Source organism: Marinomonas polaris DSM 16579 (genome assembly GCF_900129155.1).
Lineage (GTDB): Bacteria > Pseudomonadota > Gammaproteobacteria > Pseudomonadales > Marinomonadaceae > Marinomonas > Marinomonas polaris.
On the sequence record NZ_FQVF01000015.1, the window covers coordinates 12,824 to 35,184 of the forward strand.

Genomic DNA, 22,361 nt, shown 5'->3' on the forward strand with positions numbered 1-22,361 from the left:
CAACTTCCGGAACCAAGCTATTCAACCCTGTATTTGATTAACTTTATATTATAACTCGCCGCCCTATTTAAGCTCTTAGATTAGGTCATCAGCGCCCCCAAAGACATCAATGTCACTAACTAAAAAAAACAAAAAAGGCGAACCTTATAAATTGGTTCGCCTAAAGTGGGAGTTTCGATTATCTAGTCTAAAGCTTTCTAGCTGTCACTCAGGCATGCTGATAGTAGCCATATTCGTTTTCGTATTCTTCATAGATGTCGCGAGGCATTTTCTTCTGCGGTCTCATTTTATGGAAAGCAGCTTTTAATCGCGTGGCTTTGTGTTGTAGTCGCTCAATACGTCGTGTCACGGTTCGACTCGTGCGGCTAGCCGCACTGTCTATAGCGGAATACATATCGGCTTGCTGCTCACTAATTACTACTTCTTTTTGGCCATTAATTTTGACCAATACTTGGCAGTGTTTATCTTCACCACCCTTAGGACCGTTCACGTCGGTAAGCGTCACGGTCACTCGTTGAATATTGTCATAACGGGAATTCAATGCAAAATTAAGACGGCGCTTCACATAGGCTTTTAAACTTTTAGTAAGAGCTAGACGACGTGCTTGTACCTTGATTCTCATCTTGTTCTCCTTTACTCATGAATGAGTAAGTTATGTTGGAAACTTCAACTTACTCACAAAAACCCATAAGATATAATCGAATTATTTATGTAAATAGTCAGCTTTTTTCGAAGTGTCGGTGAATTATGATCAATTTCAAACATTTGCATTATTTTTGGATGGCGGCTAAGCAAGGCAGCATTACAAAAGCCAGTGAACACTTGCATATTACGCCTCAGACTATCAGTGGACAGATCAGCTTACTGGAAGAACAATTGGGCAAAGATCTTTTTAACAAGGTTGGACGTAACCTAGAACTGACCGATACTGGCCGCATGGTACTGAGTTACGCGGATGAGATTTTTACTTTGGGCAGTGAGCTGGAACAATCTGTGCGTATCGCGTCGACTGATAGAACACAATTACTGCGCGTCGGCATAGCGGATTCGATACCAAAATCTATTGCTTATCGGCTATTGGCTCCAGCTATGGAGTTAGAAGATCCGATACGACTTGTCTGCAAAGAAAACAGCTTAGAAGATTTATTGGGCGAATTGGCGTTGCATAAATTGGATCTTATTATCGCCGATGGCCCAATTCCACAACACTTGGGTGTGCGTGGTTTTAATCACTTCTTAGGTGAATGTGGCACATCTTTTATGGCAGCGCCAAACCTAATTAAAAAAGGTCATATAGACTTTCCTAAGAACCTTATAGGCACGCCGTTTCTAATTCCTAGTGATCAATCTTTGATACAAATCCAGCTCTTACAATGGCTAGAAAAACATCATATTCATCCAAAAATCATGGGAGAGTTTGACGACAGAGCATTAATGAAAACCTTCGGTCAAGGAGGTGCTGGCGTCTTTATCGTGCCATCAGCCATTGCTAATGAAGTAGCGCAGCAGTTTCAAGTCGAAGTCATAGGTAGCACGGAAGAAATACGCGAGCAGTTCTTCGCTATTGCCACCGAACAACGCCTTTCCAACCCCGCTCTTGTTGCCATTACTGACGCGGCGAAAGGCTGGCTAAAACATAAGTAACAGCGCTTTATAGGCTCTCTTTTACGCCTTGTTTGGCCCGTTCTATCAGATCAGACGGTTTCATTTGCCAAACTAACTTGAAGCCTTTTGCACCCAGATAGAGAAACAACACTGGGATCAACACGGTATTGAAGGCAAATAACGCCAGTAGTGTGAGGAAGTCATTTACCAAGCCATTGAGGGTTCCCACATACTCGCTGATCTTGTCTTTAAAATGACTCAGCCCAAAAGTGCTTTGTTTGATGGACGCGAAAAAACCTTGGTCTTCTAAGGTAAGATTACCTAGATCATCAATGGATTGCTGCAAGGCATTTATCTTATTTTTTGAGGTCTTGATGTTTTGTTCTGTACGCTGGCGATCATCGCTCAGGGCGCTTTGCTGTGTTCGCAGATCCGCTAGTATTTCATCGTTATTAAACAGAATATCTAAGGCTGATAACGTATCTTTACGTGCCGATATTTGTCGATTTAGAGATTCATTCTGAGCGGTTAATTCCACCAAACGTGCACCATGGTTAGACAGCACGTTCTGTTGCTCGTCCAGTTTAATTTGTATCGTCTGCTTGTCTTTATCAAGGGATTGTTTGAGATCCGCAGCGACACCTAAGCCAGTTGTCACTTCATTCATTTCGTCTGAATGCACTTGTATTTTATCCATGGTTTGCGTCTTTTCTTCATTCAAAAATGAGGCATCGACCAACGCAGATAACAAAACCACCAGCACCAATAAGAACTTCGCGCCCACAGCTGTGACAAACACTTTATAAGCCACTTCGATAAAACGACTTTTCACCCAATACAAGTAACCAAACAGTAAACCCGACAAGGTCACAAAGGCTTTGAAATACACTGTAGCAATGATTTTTAGCAGAATACTTTGGAAAATAAGCGACGACACAGCCACCTTCATTACACCTGAGAAGTCTTCCACCATGTCGTTAAAGGGATCTAATAATTCGCCAATAGTAACGGAGCTGACAAACACACTGATTTGGATACTTTGCAATACAGAAACAGTCGCGTTAAACAATTTAGCCAAGCCAAATGCGCTTAACGCCTGAACTAAGGAAGAGGAAACATATTCAGACGCTTTGGTGTCTAGCAAGCCCCACCAAGAGAAAACAATCGCCAGCAGGATCGCAATGTAATAACCGTTTATCTTGCCTAGTTGCTTGAGCATTCTTCGCTCTCTCCTATCCTACGCTTATTTATAACATCCAAATCTAAATACGAATCTATCTCAATTGAAGCTAGAAGATCGCTTTTTAATCGTTATACTATCTACTTAGATTTAAAGTAGCCATCGAAGGAACGAACGCGCCACACTCACCTCCAACTTTTGCGATTAGGTAATGAAAGAGACCATTCAACTAACGTCATTAGAACCAAGCGACGACTTAGCCCCATTTGTTGAAAGCTTTTGGATGATCGAAAATCCAAGCGATGAAGATGAAGAGCTTTCCACCTTCCCTGATGGTGGAATTGATTTGTACTTTTTCCACAACACCCAATACCCGCTTCACATTTCTCTGGTTGGATTGGAAACAGACTCGAAACTCGGATCCATGCCCAAGCACTCAATATTGCTCGGCGTTCGTTTAAAGATATTAGCCGCAGAGTATTTATTAAGTACCTCTGTCGCAGACATTCTTAATGATCGCATCACATTAGAAAATGGCTTTGCAGGCATACAACTAAGCGACCTAGAAAACTTCAACGCTTTTTGCGAAAAGCTAAGCCAGTACTTCTCTGCTCAGCTAACCGGCCCCATCGACTCCAGAAAAAAGAGGATGTCCGAGCTAATCTACCAATCTCATGGTGCCATCACGGTAACTGAGATAGCAGAGGAAGCAAACTGGAGTAGCCGTCAGATCAATCGCTATTTTAATAAATGGCTTGGTCTACCACTAAAAAGCTACTGCGATATTGTGCGTTTTCGCCACAGTTTCGACTCTTTAAAAGCAGGAGAGCTTTTCCCTAAAGAAGGCTTCAACGACCAATCTCACTATATCAAATTGATTAAAAAGTACTCCAGTCTTACGCCTAAGCAGTTGGCTCAGAATGAAAACGACCGATTTGTACAATTATATTCACAAGATTAGCTCTATTATCCGACTCGTTTTGCAATTGATGATGAGATTCATTTCCATAAAAACTCATTCATTACATTGTAATCCCTAACGACCTCGCTCCTTTATTTCGCACTCTATTTGATTGGCATGGCACAAACATAATATGAATTTGATTATCGTTATCACCATTATTTCTATCTTTTTAAGCAATACATGGGCTGCAGATAACTCACGCTTCCCTATTACGATTCAACACGCTTTCGGCACGACGACTATTACTCATAAACCCAAACGCGTTGCGACTGTGGCATGGGCAAACCATGAAGTTCCCCTTGCGTTAGGCATCGTTCCTGTTGGTTTTGCTGCCGCCACATTTGGAGACGACAATGGCGATGGTTTGTTACCTTGGGTTGCTGCGCGACTTAAAGAACTAAACGCCAAGACACCCGTATTATTTGATGAAGGAGATGGCATAGATTTCGAAGCGGTTGCCGCCACACAACCCGACGTTATTCTGGCGGCTTACTCCGGCTTAAGCCAATCCGATTACGACACGCTAAGCATGATCGCGCCGGTCGTCGCTTTCCCTGACAAGCCTTGGTCTACCAACTGGCGCAGCATGATTCGCCTCAATAGTGCTGGGCTGGGAATGGCAGAAGAAGGCGAAGAGCTCATTGCCAGCATTGAAAAAGACATCGCCGAGCGTGTTGATCAATACCCAGAATTAAAAGGCAAATCCGCCATGTTTATCACGCATCTGGATCCAACCGATTTAAGCGTCATTCGTTTTTACAGCGCCAATGATACCCGTGTGAAATTTTTTGATGATCTCGGCATGCACTCTCCGCAAAGCATCAAAGACATCAGTAAAGATGGGCTCTTCTCTGGCGAAAGCAGCATTGAGCAAATAGACATGTTTAACGACGTAGACATTTTCGTTACCTATGGAAATAAAGAATTGCTGGCGCCTTTAGAATCGAACCCACTTATGTCAAAAATGCGAGCGGTGAAAAATGGCTCTATCGTCATGCTGGGTAATAGCAAAATGGCGACCGCGGCTAATCCGACACCATTGTCTATTACTTGGGTGTTAGATGATTACCTTCAAGCACTCGCAGAAGCGGCTCGTAATGCCAAATGAGCCAGAACAATTCCAAACATAAAGGCCTTTTACAGCAGAAGCCCATTGCATTATTCGTCGTCATCGCAGCTTTGCTGCTGTTGAGCTTTTCCTCTATTGCCATTGGGACAAGAGATGTCTCTTGGAAAGAGATAATAGGAGCGCTACAAGGCCAGATGAATACCATGGGAGAAGCGTCTGTCACCATGCGCCTACCACGCACAGTGCTCGCCATTTTTGCAGGCTGCGCCTTGGGGTTATCGGGTGCCATTATGCAAAGTGTGACCCGAAATCCATTAGCCGACCCTGGGATTCTTGGTGTTAATGTTGGTGCCGCTTTTTTTGTTGTAGTTGGGCTAGCGTGGTTTGGTATCAACCAACTGCAGACCTATGTTTGGCTCGCCATATTGGGGGCAGGCATAACGGCCATCTTTGTCTATTTCATTAGTTCATTAGGATACGGCAAATCCACCCCACTCAAATTCGCTTTGGCAGGTGCCGCCACATCTGCAGCGCTGTCTTCTTTTATTGTAGCTGTCGTATTGCCAAGAAATGACATTGCTGGCAGCGCTAACTCTTGGCAAATAGGTGGCGTCGGTGGTGCTACCTTTGACAGCATACAGCTCGTTCTGCCCTTCTTAATCGCTGGCTTTTTACTCAGTGTATTTGTGGCTAGAAAGCTCAATACACTGGCGCTTGGGGACGATATCGCTGCGGGTCTGGGAGAAAATGTCGCCTGGATTCGTGCCATCGCTTGGCTGTCTGCTGTGCTACTGTGCGGAGCAACAACCGCCATTTGCGGTCCTATCGGCTTCGTCGGTCTCGTAGTTCCCCATTTATGTCGACTGCTTGTCGGAGTGGATAATCGCTGGCTGCTCATTTTTTCAGCGCTTGTCGGTGCTTGCTTATTATTAAGTGCGGATGTGTTAGGACGCATTATATCAAGACCAAGCGAACTCTCTGTCGGCGTCGTGACCGCCTTTGTTGGCGCACCTTTCTTCATCTGGATTGTCCGTCGACAACGGGTGAAAGAGTTATGATTAACACAAACTCGACGCTCGCACGCGTTACCAATGGACGTAAAAAACGATCTAAGCGCTGGAAATGCGTGGCTAGCTTACTTTGCTTATTGGCTGTGGCTGCGTTTTCAATCACCTTAACCTTGGGACAATCCTTTACACCACCACAAGACGTTATAAACGTTTTATTGGGTGAACATGTCCCAAGCGCGTCTTTTGTGGTGGGTCAGTTGCGCCTACCACGAGCGATTATGTCCCTTCTCGTCGGTATGAGTTTTGGTATGGCTGGTGTGGCATTCCAAGTCATGCTGAGAAATCCATTGGCCAGCCCCGATATTATCGGAGTGAGTTCAGGTGCGACCGCCGCCGCGGTGTTTGCCATTATTGTGCTGCACATGGATGGCACTAGCGTGGCCTTCTTCTCAATCGCAGTAGGCTTATTGGTCGCTTTAGCAGTCTATGGATTGTCCTATCGAAATGGAGCGTCAGGCGCTCGACTTATTCTGGTTGGCATTGGCGTCTCTGCGATGATTGAAAGCTTTATTGTGTATTTGTTATCCCAAGCCCAAGCATGGGATCGCCAAGAAGCCATGCGCTGGCTCAGTGGAAGTGTGAACTCCGCACAAATTCATCAAGCATTGCCACTCATTCTCTCTTTATTGGTGTTCGGTGGATTTTTACTAAGCCGAAGCAGAGATTTAGAAGCATTACGAATGGGTGACGATACCGCCCACGCATTGGGTGTTCGAGTCGGCATGACACGCATTACCGTCATTGTGTCGGCTGTTGGGCTGATTGCTGTGGGAGTCGCAATCACAGGGCCTATTGCGTTTGTGGCTTTCTTATCAGGCCCCATTGCGGTTCGCCTTGTGAAGAACAATGGTTCTTTGCTGATTCCTTCCGGTTTAGTGGGCGCTTGCTTAGTCATGGGCGGTGATTACATCGGACAATTCTTGCTGCCTAGTCGCTACCCTGTCGGTGTGATTACTGGCGCTCTAGGCGCGCCCTACCTTATTTATCTTATTATTCGTGTCAATCGTAAAGGTGGCTCACTATGACACTAAAACACCAACTCGTTGCCGATCATCTTGCTGCTGGTTACGGTGAAAAAACCATCCTGAACGATATCAACATTGACATTAAACCCAGTCAAATTACGTCTATTATTGGCGCCAATGCCTGTGGAAAATCCACCTTATTGCGCACTATGTCACGCTTGTTATCGCCGTCTAATGGCCAAGTCTTGCTTGATGGCAAATCGATACACAGCATGCCAACGCGACAATTAGCGCAAACACTCGGCTTACTCCCTCAGTCACCGATTGCACCGGAAGGCATCACGGTCAGCGATCTAGTCAGCCGAGGCAGACATCCCCATCATGGATTCCTGTCAAGATGGCGCAAAGAAGACGATGAAGCCATTACCAAGGCACTAGAAACTACCAAAACCACCGAGCTTTTGGACCGAGAAATAGACGAGTTATCAGGTGGTCAACGCCAACGCGTCTGGATCGCCATGGCATTAGCGCAAGAAACCGACATATTGCTGTTAGACGAGCCGACCACCTTCTTGGATGTCGCTCACCAAATTGAAGTATTGGACCTACTTGTCGACCTAAACCAAACCCGTGGCACCACCATCGTATTGGTATTGCATGATCTTAATCTGGCGGCACGTTATTCAGACCAGCTCATCGCCATAAGACAAGGTCAAGTCTTTGCCAATGGAACGCCAAACGAGGTGGTAACAGAAGATATGATTCACGCTGTTTTTGATCTGCAGAGCCAAGTCATCACAGACCCAATTTCCGGTAGCCCAATGGTTTTACCCATTGGGCGTCACAATAGAATAAAACACACTTAAATAAAGCAGACTGAAACCCTTATCCATAACAAATACATATCAATAATCATTAGCAACACTATTTTCATATTATGAAATTATAGAGGAACCAAAGATGAACAAGAAAAGCACTCTTCCCTTAAAGTTAAAGCAAAGCCACTGCGCTGTCGCGACACTTTTCTGCTGCTCCGCACTCACACCAATTGCTGGGTATGCAGAAACAGAAAATGAGGCAGGCACCTTTCGACTTTCCCCTATCATGGTGAATGATCAAGCTATAGCCGATGATGACTCAGAATCAGTTGTGGCCAAAGAACTATGGGTCGGCGGCAAAGTCGCTACCAGCATTCAAGACACGCCAGCGTCTGTCTCTGTCATCACTGAAAAAGAAATCAAGCAACGTGGCGCCAGCACCACAGAAGAAGTGCTTGAATATACACCAGGCACAGTGACAGGTTATTACAGTACAGATGACCGAAATGACTATTTCCAAATTCGCGGCTTTAGCGCCACAACCTATCGTGATGGACTAACGCTTGGCTCTATGAGAGGCATTAGAGAAGACGCTTATGCTTTCGAGCGCGTTGAGGTAATCCGCGGCGCGAATTCGACTCTATTTGGTCCTGCAGACCCTGGCGGATCCATAAACTTCGTCAGTAAACAACCAAAATTCTATCGCTTTAATAATGCCTTCGTTACATATGGCTCTAACGACCATAAAGAAATGGGTATCGATGTTGGCGACACACTTGATGAAGACAAAACCCTAGCCTACCGACTAACAGGCAAGGTAAAAGACAGTGACCGAGAATACGATTACTCAAAAGATGATTCACAATTCATCATGGGCGGCCTTGCTTGGGAGCCTAATGACAACACCAGAGCCAACCTAATTGTTGACTACCTAAAAACCGATTCATCACCAAACAGCGGCGGCTATCCTGCTGGCAAAAACTATGACAGCAGCCTATTTTATGGTGAACCTGATTATAATTCCCACGATGTAGAGCGAACCAACATCAGCGCCAATATTACCCACAAGCTTGATAATGGCTTTAAAGTCATTTCAAACTTACGCTACAGTGATGCTGAAGACAGCTTTGGTTATTTGTACCTAAGCAAATACTCTGCTGACACGTCTGGAACCACTATGGGACGCGACTACTACGCCCAAGACTCTAAATTAGAGCAGTTCAATGGCAACTTGTTAGGGCAATATGACATTAGTTTTGACCGCCTAGATAGCAGTACTGTATTTGGTATCGAGTATCAAGATTCGACGACAGATTCCACTACTTACTATGGAAGCGCTTCAAGTATTGATATTAATAATCCTATTTATTCTGGTGCCCCTACAAACACGCCAGTTTACGGAAACACAAAAACTGATTACCAAACAAAAGCCGTGTTAATTCAGCAGAACTTCGCGTTAGATGATAAATACATTCTTACTATTGGCGCTAGACACGACGACATTGATGTTAGTCAAATGAACTATTTGACCGAGACAAAATCTTCAAATGACTTTTCAGAAGACACTTTCCGCTCGGCATTTACATATAAATTTAACGATGAAGTGTCTGCCTACATAAGCCAAGTAGAGTCCGTAGCTCCGCCATCTGCGACGAGTACAAAAATCGTCCGCGGCGAACAGACTGAGGTCGGCGTTAAATACTCGCCAAGTAATATGAACGCCCTGTTCTCTATTGCTGTTTACGATCTTGAAAAAAGCAATGTAGAAACCTCTTCTTTCCAAAGTAGCGGCATCGTTCGTGAAACCATTGGTAAAAACCAAGTGAAAGGTGTGGATCTAGAAGCTCGCGCGGAATTAACCGATAATTTAAGCATCTCCGGTGGTTACTCATACATGGAGCCAAAGATTACCAAAGATGATACCTACGAAGGCAAAACGATCTCATACACCCCCAAGCATTCCGCTTCTGTATGGGGACATTACACACTTCCACGCCAAGATATGTCTGTCGGTCTAGGGGCGCGTTACATCGGTTCCTACTACTTCACTAATACCAACGATTCGAAAAGTGAATCCGCAGTAATAGTAGATGCTTCATTTGGCTATGACATTACAAAAGACACTCAACTTTCTATGAATATCAGTAACTTACTTGATAAAGAATACGTTGCGGGGTCTGGTTCAGCGGATTTCTATAACCCAGGCCGAGATATAACCCTTACTTTAAACCACAGCTGGTAAACAGCCGTAAGACAATAAATCGAACACCATCCCTTTTATTTAGCCAGTATGGACACCCATACTGGCTTTGTTTATTTACACTAACTAGTAACTCATGAATGCATAAAGTCCATACGCATTTCTGTCAATAATTGGAGCAACTACGAGGTTTCTAACACTCTTTCCCATACCAGTTATGACATATTGAACACCCACGGCTAGCGCAGCTCCTGCTGCGACATCACGCCAGTAATGATATTCACCATGCACCCTAGAATAACCAACAAAAGAAGCAGCAGCATAAGCTGGCACACCGTATTCCCATCCGTAACGCATCTGCAAGAAAGCCGCACCTTGAAAAGCGGCTGAAGTATGCCCTGAAGGAAATGAATTATTGTCATTTCCGTTTGGACGCTCTTCATCTACTGCAAATTTTAGAGTATGTGTTGCAACTGAAGTCCACAAAGCCCCCTCAGCCCATTGCTTAGTACCCTCAGAGTCACCTTTCATTAATGAAACCATACCAGCCATCAGTGGAATACCTATCTGAAGATTATCTCCAGCACGCACGATACCATCATCAGCATGAACCGCACTAAAGCAAGACACAAATAAACAGACAACTATCGCCCTAACTAATTTAACAAAAGCTTGTCGTAATCTCATTTTTGAGCCCCCAAGCATGCGTTAAATATATTCAGCTTTGGGTTCAGCTCTTGTGTAGAGACACGAGCAAGACTAAGTAATGAATGGAAAAAGTAATCATGAGAAATGTCTGTATCTTTTGATGCTTTTAGACAATCCATATCTATATTGAAAGCGGTAGCCGTTTCTTCTGGCAACCATACAAACCAAGGCACTTGAGTCTGGTATTCGGGAGCAAATGCATATGGCGCACCATGCAAATACAGCCCGTTTTCACCTAAAGATTCTCCATGGTCTGAAACATATATAAGACCGACATTATATTTCTCTTGATATTTTTTTAGCTTTTCAATCAGTTGAGAAAGAATAAAATCGGTATAAACAATCGTATTGTCATAAACATTAACGATTTCTTGGTCAGTACATTGCTCAATGTCCTGCCTTTCACAGGCTGGCTCAAATACAGACATAGATTTAGGGTATCTTTTATAGTATGTCGTCCCATGAGAGCCAATAATGTGAAAAGCAAGCAGTTTGTTTGGGGCCTCCATATCTTGGATGTTTTTATCTACATCCGTGATTAGTGCCTCATCGTAACAATAGCTGCCATCACAAAATTCAGATCGATTTCGAGCTAATTCGACAAATGGAATACGTTTGGCGACTCCCTTATCACCGCCATCATTTTCCTTCCATAAAAGCTGATAGCCACTTTTTTGAATAATATCTAGAACATTACTTTGACTATTTGCGACTTCTTTTTTATAAGACTGACGAGATAAATTCGAGAACATACATGGCACAGAGTGCGCTGTAGCTGTTCCACAGGATTCAACTGAAGAAAATGAAACTAAGTCGTATTTTTCTGTATAAGGATTTGTATTGCGAGAATAGCCATTGTATTGAATATTCTGTGAGCGAGCGGTTTCACCAAGAACCACAAAAATTAGATTCGGTTTATTCGAATGATTCGGTATTATTTTCGCATCATCCCCAAGCTCTCTATATTCAATAGGATCAGAAAATACATACTTTTTTAAATATTTATAAGTTCCATACACATGAGTAGGAGTAACCATTTTATCCATGTAGGAATGGTTGCGCCCTACAGCTGCTATTTCTTTGTAATTAATTTTAACAACTAGAAAACCAACAAAAACAGCAATTAAAATAGTAATAATTCGTTCTGAGATTTCTTTTAATAGAGTCGCTCTAAATCCTGTCTTTTTCAACGCAATAAAAATAGATGGAAAAATACCAAGCATAATCACAAACGATATAGATCCAAAAGAAAGAAAACCTAATGCTTCGGATGGATCTGTCTCGATTGTATTTTCAATCATTCCGATATCCCAAATAACGCCATAATGTAAGGTGGCATATACACAGGATGCTGAAGTAATAATAAGCGGAATGAATATCAACTTATTTATTAGTGGAAAAGCAAATAACTGAAATACAATAACAAAAACTGATGATAATAAAATTGGAATTGAAACAATGAGAGCGTAGCTGAATGAATCCGTACCTTTCGTTACTTTTATAAATTCATTAATAATAGGTGCATTTAAAATTGTTCCGAAATATATCCCGACCAATGTACTAAGAAAACTATATGAAATAGGGCGTCTAAAAAAACGTATAACTCCAAATTTCCCAAGCATATTTCCTTTGGCTAAAAAAGCTCTAATTAAAGGCATAAGACAGCACCTCATCACCTAAAATTAAGCTCCAACTAGCGATTAAGACCACTAACGAAACAAAAACAGCAGCACTACCAATGTCTTTTGCTCGACCACTAAGTTCATGATATTCATCACCTACACGGTCTACGACAGCTTCGATTCCTGAGTTAAGTAACTCAACAATAAGCACAAGTAACAAAGTTGAGATCAACATTGCTTTTTCTACACCCGTGCTATCTGAAAGTAAGGCGATTGGCCCCATTATTAAAATTAGAGCTGTTTCTTGACGGACTGCTGCTTCATATTTAAAAGCAGCTTTAAAGCCTTGATATGAATATCCAGCAGCTTTAATAACTCGCATAATCCCTGTGTAACTTGACTTCAACACGCTCTCCCACGACTTAACTGGATGTTTTTTGAACAAAAAACACTACGGCTTTAAAATTTCATCGTGGAGGATTTTAGAAACGTCTTTTCCTAAGGCAAAGATACGTATTTTGAAAGGAAACCCGTAAATTATTTTTTATTTTTTCATCTAAATTAATCAGTTATACTCACGCGACACTGACAGCCTAATCTTGTGTAAGGTTAAATTAATGCCACTTCTTACTGAATTAATTCACAAAACATCTTACATGGATGAGGAAGAACGCTGTGAATTCATTGAAGACTTGAAACGAAAACATCCAGAGCTACTTAAAGATATTGATGATCAACTTTCTTTCAATGCAGACTTTGACCTTACAAAAATTCTCTCTGTATCAGCTTCATACGCAGTCTCTTCTGACATCTATTTAGAAAGCTCTATTGTAGGGAAATATAAACTACAGAATAAGCTAGGCTCTGGTGGGATTGGCGTCGTTTATAAAGCCGAAAGAAATGATCAAACCTTTGAACAATCTGTAGCGGTAAAATTTATACAACCTGCTTTGGTTAAAGTTATTGGTCGATGGGCTTTATTTCGTGAAGCACAACTTCTTGCAAGTCTCAATCACCCTAATATTGCTAAAGTATTTGACGGAGGAGAGCACGAAGGACATATTTATATTTCTATGGAATGGATTGATGGCTCAACGCTAGGAGACCATTTAAAAAACAAGAATATAAGTCAAAATGAAAAACTTAGTATATTCATTGATATTTGCAGTGCATTAGAACATGCACATTCAAGAAATATAATACATGGAGATATCAAACCCTCAAACATTATTATTGATGAGATAGGAAGAGCTAAACTCATAGATTTCAATTTATTTATAAAAACAAAAACAGGGGCAGACATAGAAGGTATATCCGCATTCACTTCTGAATATTCAAGTCCAGAACAATTAGAGTCAAAAGAACTAACACAAAGTATAGATATCTATTCATCAGGAAAATTATTAAAAGAATTAACTAGAGACTATAATTCCCAAGAGCTAGAAAAAATAATCAATAAATCCACTCAGCATGAATCATCCAACCGATACTCTAACATTACAGAGCTAAAGAATGATGTTAAAAATATATTAGAAATAAAACCCATATCAGTGATGAAGGGAAACTATATTTATATTTTAAAAAAGTTCATTAAAAGAAGGCGGTTTATATCTCTATTAATTTCAATCGTATTTATAACTTTAATTACCTTCTGGATGTCTATCTTTTTAAAAAACAAACAAATTGAACTTGAGAAAAAAGCAGCTGAAAGTTTATTATTCGAAATAGCAAATTTATTACACTACAGCGATGATGAAAAATACAGACAAGCAACTTTGGATACCATGTTAGATCTAACTAGAAGAAAAATTCTATCAAATCAAGACATATCTGATGAAATGAAAGGGAAATTACTTAAAGAACTAATAAGCCCGTCTAAAACTTACAATCACAAATAAAATGAAATATATAAAATGCTGAAAAACAAAACATTAAAGATCGATTTAATTAAATCAATTTTCCTCGTAACAATAACTATGATGTCATTTAAAACAATTGCAGACACGAAAAAAGCTCAACTCTCCGAAAAAATGGATATGGAAATATATTATGAAACGTCAAGTGGTTTATTCGGATTAACAGACAATGGATATTATAATTTCAATACAGGTGACGATGTTACTTTCTACTTAACTGAAAACAAAAAAATAGAGATATTAAAGCTAAATAAAAAACTAACAAATTCAAAAAACACAAATTTTAAAGAAGTGGCTTTTCAACCATTAGATAAAACGCTAACAAATTACGTTGTACAGAAAGCAGATAAAAATGGTGATTTATGTTTTTATGATGTATCTAAATATTCTACTGAAAATTACACAGGGCCAATTGGTGAAACGTATTACAAAGTAACTGCTAAAGGGATTTATGAGTACCCTAGTATAGGCGATGATTTTACGAACTGTGAGCGCAAACCTAGTACCAAAAAAAATGTAAGCTTTGAGCCAATCGACGATTTTTCTCGTTTTGAAGGCGGAATTCTCGGCTGTGCATTAAATGGCTGCTCTATTAAAGACCTTAATGGATACTCTTTGACTGCTTATGCCGTAGAGAATAAAGGTAATGAAAAATATCGAAGTGTCGCAATGCATTATGATCAAGATAGTAAAATCTTGGTCGAAAAGAGTAAGGGCATAGGAAAGCAAGATGGAATATCTCATTTGAATTTAGCTGAATACCTCTGGTTAACGCCTTTAAAAGAAGATATAGATAGCTTAAAATTTAACGGATTATGGCGCTATAGAGAGATAGGACAAGAAGAAATTAAAACTGGTTGCATCTTAATAAAAGGTGATCAAATTTTTGAGTCTAATAAAACAAAATCTAACTGCATAAAGTCAGTTGAAAGCTATAAAATAGATGTTTCATCGAAATATATTGATATGTGGTGGCTTAAAAATAAAGGGGCAACAGCAACAATTGCTCAAGTTAATGCCGCAGTAAAATATAAAGATCAAAACAATATAGTACAATATACTGAATGGGAGTACTTCCCCATTTCTGATGATTTAGAGAGTGCTCCTCTTTATAAATACTCATACAATCCAAATGAAATAAAAAACAAGAAAAAAGAAATATTTTCTATAACCACATTCGAGAGAGTCAAATAAGCATTGGAATATAATACTAATCTATATATTTTATTTGGTGAAAAAAACAAAAATGCCGAAAAGGTTTTATATACTTTTGTTTACCAAAGATTAAAAGACATTGCTCGTGTTCAAAAGCAACGCCATCCTAATTCATCGAAAGAAATCATAGAAGATCAGGAAAAAACTACGGCTTTAGTTCACGAAGCATATCTTAAGATGACTCATTTTCCTCGTGAAGAATTAAATAGTAAACGAGATTTTTACCTAGCTATTGCCACCTTGATCAATCAAGTTTTATCGGATATATCGAGGAAGAAAACAGCAAAAAAAAGAGATAGTACAGTTGGTGTATTTAATAGTGCTACTAACGATGAATTATCTTTTATGGAAGTAAGCCTTTCTATTGAAAAGTTACTCTTGAAATTAGAGTCAAACTATTCAAGGCAGGTTGAAATCTTCAAACTAAAGCAGTTAGTAGGCTTGTCTACTAAAGAGCTGACTGAGTTATATAAATGTAGCGATAGCTTAATCGAGAAAGACCTCCTCTTTGTACGTAGGTGGTTAAAATCAAAGTTACACACAAGTTCTCACAATGAATTTGAGACAATAAGTCATATGTAAAGAAGCTAGGAATGTATATCAAAAAATAAACTTGTCACTAAAACGCTGACCTCTCAAGTTTTCTATCAGTAACGAACTACAAATTTCAAAGTCCGCTGCTGTCTAAACCCAATGTTGCCATAACTAAAATTCCTCTTTCATAGCTAAGAGAAGAAGCTCTAAATGCACAACCCCTCTTAGACATATCTTGTCTTGAGGTAAGCACGAAGAAATTAGGAAACCGAATCGATGAACCGTTTTTAGACAAAACAGTTCATTTTTTTGAAAGATGAAATTTAGACGCTCGAAAGAACCCTCATAAACAGTTTTTTAGGAGGTGTCCCAATTTTGTCCCATAAGAAAAAATGAGTTGCATCGCCCAAAAGAAATTCGAAGTAGAAACTCTCTAAAACCCAGCAAATACGTGGGTTACAGAGTTAGTGACCATTATTAAAATGGTACGCCCGAGAGGATTTGAACCTCCGACCTTCGCCTCCGGAGGGCGACGCTCTATCCAGCTGAGCTACGGGCGCATGACTTGTTGCGTGGCATTAATACTTTTGCAAGATGCAAAGTAAACCAGAACAAATTGGAGTGCGTATTCTAAAGGAAATCCCTCAGGATTCCAGTGCTTAAAGCAATAAAGAACAGATATAAGCTATTTTTTATTGCTTGGCTATCAATCAGATTTCTCGTTAGCAGCTTAAACTACCAACTGCTAACTCATAAGAAAAAAGTTTAGCCTATTTTATGCAGCTCAGTCACACTAAAATCAGCAATAATGTCTTTAGTCGATTCCAAAAAGGTATTGATATGGGTTGTTTTCATGTGATCTTGCCAAGTATCGTAACCGCTCCAACGTTCAAAGTAGACAAACGCCTCGGCGTTATTGTTGTCTTGATGCAGATCGTATTGCAAACAACCTGCTTCAACACGAGTTGGTACAAGTAAAGCTTCTAGAGCAGTTTTTAACTCTGCACTTTTGCCAGGATGGGCTTTAATATTGGCGACGAGAACGAGTTCGGTGGTCATGTTTTTTCCTTGTCTTATTAATATGTTACAAAAATAAAGTAGAAGTAAAATACAAAGCGGAATAAAAAATTACGCGATGGAAAACACGTCTTTGTGTTTTAATCACTGTATCGTTTTTGACTCTTCATCGCTAAGGATTCATTGTGACTTTTTCTATCGCGATTTTTACACAACGCATCGTTATTCTTGGTTTCGCCAGCCTTGCTCTTGCGCTTTCTTCTGTTGCACATGCCGCTCGTTCTGGCGAAACTCTTTACAACAGCTATTGCATTGCTTGTCACATGAATGGCGTTGCTGGCGCTCCGAAGTTTGGTAATAAAGCGGATTGGCAACCACGCGTTGAAAAAGGCATAGACACTTTATTAAAAGATGCGACAAATGGTTTTAAAGCCATGCCACCAAAAGGTTTATGCTTCGATTGCAGTGAAAATGAGCTACGTGGTGCGATTCAATACATGATCGACAATAGCTCAAGCAACTAGCTGTTTAACTACTTAGCCATTTAACATGGCTTTTAAGGCAGATAATGAAGCTTGGCCGCGTTCTTTTTTAGTGCTTTCCCCTTCGTCGCTGCGGCCTTCCCATACAAGATCTTCTTCCGGTAGTTCATCCAAGAATCGACTCGGCATACAGTCAATTTCTTCACCGTATTGGCGACGCTTTGCAGCTAAGGTAATGCATAAGGTTTTTTTCGCCCGAGTGATGCCAACGTAAGCCAGACGACGCTCTTCTTCGATGTCATCGTTTTCTATGCTGTTTCTGTGGGGTAATAATTCTTCTTCACAACCGATCAAAAACACATGCGGATATTCCAAACCTTTGGAGGCATGAAGCGTCAGTAACTGCACCTTGTCTTCATCTTCCTCTTCTTCTTGGCGTTCCAGCATATCGATTAATAGCAACTTGCTAATCGCTTGATCCAAGCCTGCAGTTTCGTCTTCTTCCCAAGCAGATTCCATCATGCGCTGAATAGAATCGAGTAAGAAACGCACGTTTTCGATGCGTCGATCGCCTGCTTTATTGGAAGATGTTTGCTCTTGAATCCAGCCGTAATAATCCATGTCATGAATCATTTGCTCGATCACGGGCACTGGCGATGCGCCTTCTAAACGCTGTCGCAAGTTGGACATCCAGCGCTCAAAGTCCTGCAAACTTTTTAATGAGCGGCCAGTAACGGTGTCTTCCAGCTCTTTATAACCTGATGCTTCAAACAAACTCACGCCGCGCTCAGTGGCAAGATTCCCCACTTTTTCAAGCGTGGCTGGTCCAATCTCTCGACGCGGCAAGTTAACGATGCGTAGGAAAGCGTTGTCGTCGGAAGGGTTTACCAAAAGACGCAGATAGCTCATTAGATCTTTGATTTCGGCCCGTGAGAAAAACGAAGTGCCACCGTTCATCTTGTAAGGAATACGGTAAGCTTGCAGCTTGATTTCTAACAAGCGTGCTTGGTGGTTACCACGATACAAGATGGCAAAATCTCGATAGGGAATTTCATGACGTAAATGGCGTGATTGAATTTCCGCCGCCACACGTTCAGATTCAGCGTCTTCATTACGGGTCACCATGACACGAATCGGGTCACCCTCTTCGTGATCACTCCACAAGGCTTTATCGTAAATATGCGGATTGTTCGCTATCAGCGTATTGGCCGCTTTCAGGATGGTTTTAGTCGAACGGTAGTTTTGCTCCAACTTAACCAATTTTAAGCTCGGGTAATCGACAGATAAACGCTCAAGGTTTTCAGGACGTGCGCCACGCCACGCATAAATAGATTGGTCATCATCGCCTACTAGAGTGAAACAACGACGAAATCCAGCTAACAAACGAATCAATTCATACTGGCTGGCATTGGTGTCTTGACACTCATCCACCAGCAAGTAACGGACTTTGTTCTGCCAACGATCGCGCAGCTCTGCATCGGCCATTAATAAACTAACAGGCAATAAAATTAAATCATCGAAATCCACGGCGTTGTAAGCACGCAAATAACGCTGATATTGCACATATACTTGAGCCGCTAGCAGAAACTCTTCGGTGTCCGCATTGGTCATGGCTTCTTGTGGCGTAGTTAGATCGTTTTTCCAATTAGATACTGTGTTTTGACAATACGCAGCAGAGTCAGTTTGACCGTTAAACTCTTTGTCGAGAATCTCTTTGATCAAGCTAAGGGAATCTTGAGAATCAAATAAGGTGAAGCCTTCTTTTAAACCCGCGCGACGATACTCTTTACGAAGAATCCGTAGACCTAAATTGTGGAAAGTCGAAATGCTTAAGCCTCGACTTTCTTGTTTAGACAACATACCGACAACACGTTCTTTCATTTCTCGCGCGGCTTTATTGGTAAAGGTTACCGCGATAATGCTGTTAGCTTTGAAGCCACATGTTTGAATCAGATAGGCAATTTTTGTGGTAATTACGCTGGTTTTTCCCGATCCAGCACCCGCCAATACTAGCAAAGGTCCATCGATCTGTTTGACGGCATCTAGCTGACGCTCATTCAGATTACGAAGACGATGGGATATGGATGGCATGGACTGACTCATGGAAAAACTCTGGCTCGTATGGCTATTAAAAATCAGCCGTAAGTGTAACCGACAATGAAGCTTCTCGCACTGAGAGAAAAATCATAAGAGCAAAAATCAACAGGCACAAAAAAGGGATGCACAAATGGCATCCCTTTTTTAACGCTAACGAAATGTCTTATTTAGACGTTTCTTCGCTGTTATTTTCAGCAACAGGTCGACGGCTCCAATAGCTCGCCAACAAGGAACCTGAAATATTGTGCCAAACACTGAAAATAGTTCCAGGTAAAGCCGCCATTGGCGTGAAGAATTTCACCGCTAGCGCTGCGGCTAGACCAGAGTTCTGCAGACCGACTTCGAAGGCAATAGTACGGCAAACACGCGCATCAAAACCAAGCAAGTAAGTCACCCAGTAACCCAAGGTCAAACCAATCGCATTATGGATAATTACGGCTGCTGCAACGACAAGCCCAACCTGAACGATCTTAGATGCACTCAAGGCCACAACAATAGCAATAATCAGTACAATGGCAAACATCGAAATATAAGGAAAAATCGGTTCAGCCTTGCGAACAAACTTCGAGAAAAAAGTATTAATCAATACACCCGCAGCAACGGGTAATAATACAATTTTAAGTAAGCTAAGCAACATACCAGCCACTGGCACATCAACACTTTGACCAATCATTAGAGACACTAAAAATGGTGTCAGTATCACGCCAAGCAAGGTCGAAATAGCCGTCATAGAAATTGACAGCGCCGTATCGCCTTTTGCTAAATAACACATAACATTTGATGACGTACCACCAGCTACACTGCCTACTAACAACATGCCAACGGTTAGCTCAGTATCAAAACCAAATGCAAAGGCAACACAGAATGCGGCAATCGGCATGACTAAAAATTGCAATAACACACCCACGCCAACTGCTTTACCATTCTTCAAAACTTGTTTGAAGTCTGCTGGGCTTAAGGTCAATCCCATCGCTAACATAATGATGGTCAATAACGGAACGATTTGGGTTTTCAAACCGACGAATAAATCCGGTTGAAAAAAGGCAATTGCTGACAACAACAATGCCCAAAAAGGGAACAGCTGGATAACCATAAGACAACACTCCACATAGGCCACTTACCTTCGCCGCCAATAAATCGACAAACTTGAGCACGCAACGACTATTTAATTATTATTAGTCCCGAAAACGGGAGGAGAATTGTAACGAAATGAAAAAAGTTAAAACAGCTTTTATCTTGCATTTAGAAGAGCAGAAAAGCTTGAACTACACCGTATTAAAGACATGATTAAGCCTTCAATACGGCAGAAAAAATTTACTTTTACAAACCTTCACATGACGTTTTTAAGCAGCATTTCTTAAATGTCTATTTTAAATAATATGTTTAAGAAGACACCGCCATCGATAAGGTTTTTTCCATTTTTCGATAACTTAATGATTCCATTAAATGCGCTCTGGTGACTGGAGAATCGTTTAAATCTGCCAAGGTGAGCGCAACCTTTAAGACTCGGTGGTAAGCACGAGCCGAGAGCTTTAGTTTCTCCAGCGCCTGTTGCATGAACTGTTTGTCGTCATCACTTAACGCACAAATAGCCTCCAACTGTCGACCGCTTAGCAATGCATTTTGTACTCCTTGTCGAGCTCTCTGCCTTGCGACCGCGAGTTCCACACGCTCACGAACATAAGCACTGCACTCTCCTTCTTCTTGTGCGTTCACTAAAACATCAGAAGGCAAAGGCGGCACTTCTACATGTAAATCAATGCGATCTAAAAAGGGTGCGGAGAGTTTTTTGAGGTATTTTTGGCTGGCGCTGGATTGATAATAATCTTGTCCACCATTGTAGGCTTCATTACTAGCGTTCATTGCTGCAACCAATTGGAAGCGAGCAGGAAAGGTAACTTGTCCACGTGCTCGTGAAATATGCACCTCACCACTTTCTAAGGGCTCGCGCAATACTTCTAACACTTTACGGTCGAATTCTGGCAATTCATCAAGAAAGAGCACTCCGCAATGCGCCAAAGATGCCTCACCTGGCTTAGGTATTGAACCGCCTCCAACCAATGCAGCAGCTGAACAAGAGTGGTGCGGAGATCGAAAGGGACGTTCGGACCAATACCAGTCTAGTCCCATTTTTCGCCCAGCCACCGATTGAACAGACGCTACAGCCAGCGCTTCGGCTTCTGTCATAGCGGGCATAATGCTTGGTAAACGTGACGCCAACATGGTTTTACCTGTTCCTGCTGGGCCAATAAACAATAGATTATGTCCACCCGCTGCGGCAACTTCTAACGCTCTACGAGCCTGATATTGACCTTTTACATCACGCATGTCTTTATGATCCAAAGGCAAGGGCTCAGTGGGTTTAGAGACACAAGCAGGTAACTTACTTAATTTTAGTAGATGAGCTGTAACTTGGGTAAGATGTTTGGCAAACACCGTGTCACCTTCCACTAAAGCAGCTTCTTGCTGATTGTCTTCGGGAAGAATCAGTTGGCGATTAGCATGGTGACAAGCAATAGCAGATGGCAGTAACCCTGGCACACCACGAATATCACCCGACAAAGCCAACTCCCCTATAAACTCAGTGTCACGAAGATTCAACTCTCCGAGTTGCCCGGACGCGACTAACACACTGATAGCAATCGCCAAATCGTATCGGCCACCCTCTTTGGGTAAATCCGCTGGAGCTAAGTTGATGGTGACACGTCGGGTAGGAAATTCAAAATGGCTGTTGATAATTGCACTACGTACTCGATCTTTCGCTTCTCGAACAGCGGCTTCAGGCAAGCCCACTATATTTAGGGAAGGCAATCCATTTGAAATATGGGTTTCGACGGTAACTAAAGGGGAAGACACACCCACACGGGCACGACTATAAATAGTGGCTAAACTCATGATC

Annotated in this window: 20 protein-coding genes and 1 tRNA gene; 11 read left to right on the forward strand and 10 right to left on the reverse strand. The window is 41.5% G+C overall.

The window, feature by feature from the left end; translation table 11 throughout:
• Positions 1-208 precede the first annotated feature (208 nt).
• Entirely contained in the window at positions 209-622 is a 414-nt protein-coding gene (locus BUA59_RS15615) for an HPF/RaiA family ribosome-associated protein (protein WP_072840615.1), read from the reverse strand.
• 125 nt (positions 623-747) lie between these two features.
• On the opposite strand from BUA59_RS15615, the gene nhaR reads away from it, so the two are divergent.
• Complete coding sequence (nhaR, locus tag BUA59_RS15620; protein ID WP_072840616.1) at positions 748-1,644, forward strand: transcriptional activator NhaR; 897 nt, start codon at positions 748-750, stop codon at positions 1,642-1,644.
• 7 nt (positions 1,645-1,651) lie between these two features.
• Here nhaR and BUA59_RS15625 read toward each other — a convergent pair whose 3' ends face one another.
• Positions 1,652-2,824: a coiled-coil domain-containing protein gene (locus BUA59_RS15625; protein ID WP_072840617.1), complete on the reverse strand. Its 1,173-nt coding sequence runs from the start codon at positions 2,822-2,824 to the stop codon at positions 1,652-1,654.
• Positions 2,825-2,996: 172 nt separating this feature from the next.
• Here BUA59_RS15625 and BUA59_RS15630 point away from each other — a divergent pair, with 172 nt between their 5' ends.
• The 6 genes from BUA59_RS15630 (at position 2,997) to BUA59_RS15655 (ending at position 9,913) form a co-directional block, all read left to right on the forward strand.
• Positions 2,997-3,746, forward strand: a complete 750-nt coding sequence (locus BUA59_RS15630; RefSeq protein WP_072840618.1) for a DUF6597 domain-containing transcriptional factor — start codon at positions 2,997-2,999, stop codon at positions 3,744-3,746.
• A gap of 133 nt (positions 3,747-3,879) precedes the next feature.
• Positions 3,880-4,857 (forward strand): iron-siderophore ABC transporter substrate-binding protein, encoded by a 978-nt coding sequence (locus tag BUA59_RS15635; protein ID WP_072840619.1) that lies wholly within the window; start codon positions 3,880-3,882, stop codon positions 4,855-4,857.
• Positions 4,854-5,876, forward strand: a complete 1,023-nt coding sequence (locus BUA59_RS15640; RefSeq protein WP_072840620.1) for a FecCD family ABC transporter permease — start codon at positions 4,854-4,856, stop codon at positions 5,874-5,876. The genes BUA59_RS15635 and BUA59_RS15640 overlap by 4 nt, the downstream gene beginning before the upstream one ends.
• Entirely contained in the window at positions 5,873-6,913 is a 1,041-nt protein-coding gene (locus tag BUA59_RS15645) for a FecCD family ABC transporter permease (RefSeq protein WP_072840621.1), read from the forward strand. The genes BUA59_RS15640 and BUA59_RS15645 overlap by 4 nt, the downstream gene beginning before the upstream one ends.
• Entirely contained in the window at positions 6,910-7,719 is an 810-nt protein-coding gene (locus tag BUA59_RS15650; protein ID WP_072840622.1) for an ABC transporter ATP-binding protein, read from the forward strand. Before BUA59_RS15645 ends, BUA59_RS15650 begins: the two co-directional genes overlap by 4 nt.
• 94 nt (positions 7,720-7,813) lie before the next feature.
• Positions 7,814-9,913: a TonB-dependent siderophore receptor gene (locus BUA59_RS15655; RefSeq protein ID WP_072840623.1), complete on the forward strand. Its 2,100-nt coding sequence runs from the start codon at positions 7,814-7,816 to the stop codon at positions 9,911-9,913.
• Between the two features lie 84 nt (positions 9,914-9,997).
• Here BUA59_RS15655 and BUA59_RS15660 read toward each other — a convergent pair whose 3' ends face one another.
• Genes BUA59_RS15660 through BUA59_RS15670 form a run of 3 tightly spaced genes read right to left on the reverse strand, consistent with a single transcriptional unit; the run spans position 9,998 to position 12,610 of the window.
• The gene (locus tag BUA59_RS15660) at positions 9,998-10,558 is read right to left on the reverse strand and encodes a phosphatase PAP2 family protein (protein ID WP_072840624.1); all 561 of its coding nucleotides are present in this window, start codon (positions 10,556-10,558) and stop codon (positions 9,998-10,000) included.
• Entirely contained in the window at positions 10,555-12,237 is a 1,683-nt protein-coding gene (locus BUA59_RS15665; RefSeq protein ID WP_084122479.1) for a phosphoethanolamine transferase, read from the reverse strand. Before BUA59_RS15665 ends, BUA59_RS15660 begins: the two co-directional genes overlap by 4 nt.
• Complete coding sequence (locus BUA59_RS15670; protein WP_425435123.1) at positions 12,224-12,610, reverse strand: diacylglycerol kinase; 387 nt, start codon at positions 12,608-12,610, stop codon at positions 12,224-12,226. The genes BUA59_RS15665 and BUA59_RS15670 overlap by 14 nt, the downstream gene beginning before the upstream one ends.
• A gap of 208 nt (positions 12,611-12,818) precedes the next feature.
• Between BUA59_RS15670 and BUA59_RS15675 the strand changes: the two genes are divergently transcribed.
• From BUA59_RS15675 to BUA59_RS15685, 3 genes are read left to right on the forward strand one after another with little or no spacing between them, the layout of a single operon-like run.
• On the forward strand, positions 12,819-14,099 hold the full coding sequence (locus BUA59_RS15675) for a serine/threonine protein kinase (RefSeq protein WP_072840626.1): 1,281 nt from the start codon (positions 12,819-12,821) through the stop codon (positions 14,097-14,099).
• A gap of 15 nt (positions 14,100-14,114) precedes the next feature.
• On the forward strand, positions 14,115-15,311 hold the full coding sequence (locus BUA59_RS15680) for a hypothetical protein (RefSeq protein ID WP_072840627.1): 1,197 nt from the start codon (positions 14,115-14,117) through the stop codon (positions 15,309-15,311).
• Positions 15,312-15,314: 3 nt separating this feature from the next.
• A complete protein-coding gene (locus tag BUA59_RS15685) occupies positions 15,315-15,914 on the forward strand; it encodes an ECF-type sigma factor (RefSeq protein ID WP_072840628.1) in 600 nt (199 codons plus the stop codon).
• Between the two features lie 435 nt (positions 15,915-16,349).
• Here BUA59_RS15685 and BUA59_RS15690 read toward each other — a convergent pair.
• Positions 16,350-16,426, reverse strand: a tRNA-Arg gene (locus tag BUA59_RS15690).
• A gap of 205 nt (positions 16,427-16,631) precedes the next feature.
• A complete protein-coding gene (locus tag BUA59_RS15695) occupies positions 16,632-16,925 on the reverse strand; it encodes a putative quinol monooxygenase (protein ID WP_072840629.1) in 294 nt (97 codons plus the stop codon).
• A 143-nt stretch (positions 16,926-17,068) separates the two neighbouring features.
• On the opposite strand from BUA59_RS15695, the gene BUA59_RS15700 reads away from it, so the two are divergent.
• Positions 17,069-17,407 (forward strand): c-type cytochrome, encoded by a 339-nt coding sequence (locus tag BUA59_RS15700; protein ID WP_072840630.1) that lies wholly within the window; start codon positions 17,069-17,071, stop codon positions 17,405-17,407.
• Positions 17,408-17,419: 12 nt separating this feature from the next.
• Here BUA59_RS15700 and rep read toward each other — a convergent pair whose 3' ends face one another.
• The 3 genes from rep to BUA59_RS15715 all read right to left on the reverse strand — a co-directional run bounded on the left by rep (position 17,420) and on the right by BUA59_RS15715 (position 22,357).
• Positions 17,420-19,468 carry a DNA helicase Rep gene (rep, locus tag BUA59_RS15705; protein WP_072840631.1) on the reverse strand — a complete coding sequence of 683 codons (2,049 nt, stop codon included), beginning with the start codon at positions 19,466-19,468 and terminating at the stop codon, positions 17,420-17,422.
• Between the two features lie 157 nt (positions 19,469-19,625).
• Entirely contained in the window at positions 19,626-20,555 is a 930-nt protein-coding gene (locus BUA59_RS15710; RefSeq protein ID WP_072840632.1) for a bile acid:sodium symporter family protein, read from the reverse strand.
• 290 nt (positions 20,556-20,845) lie between these two features.
• Entirely contained in the window at positions 20,846-22,357 is a 1,512-nt protein-coding gene (locus BUA59_RS15715) for a YifB family Mg chelatase-like AAA ATPase (RefSeq protein ID WP_072840633.1), read from the reverse strand.
• Positions 22,358-22,361 lie beyond the last annotated feature (4 nt).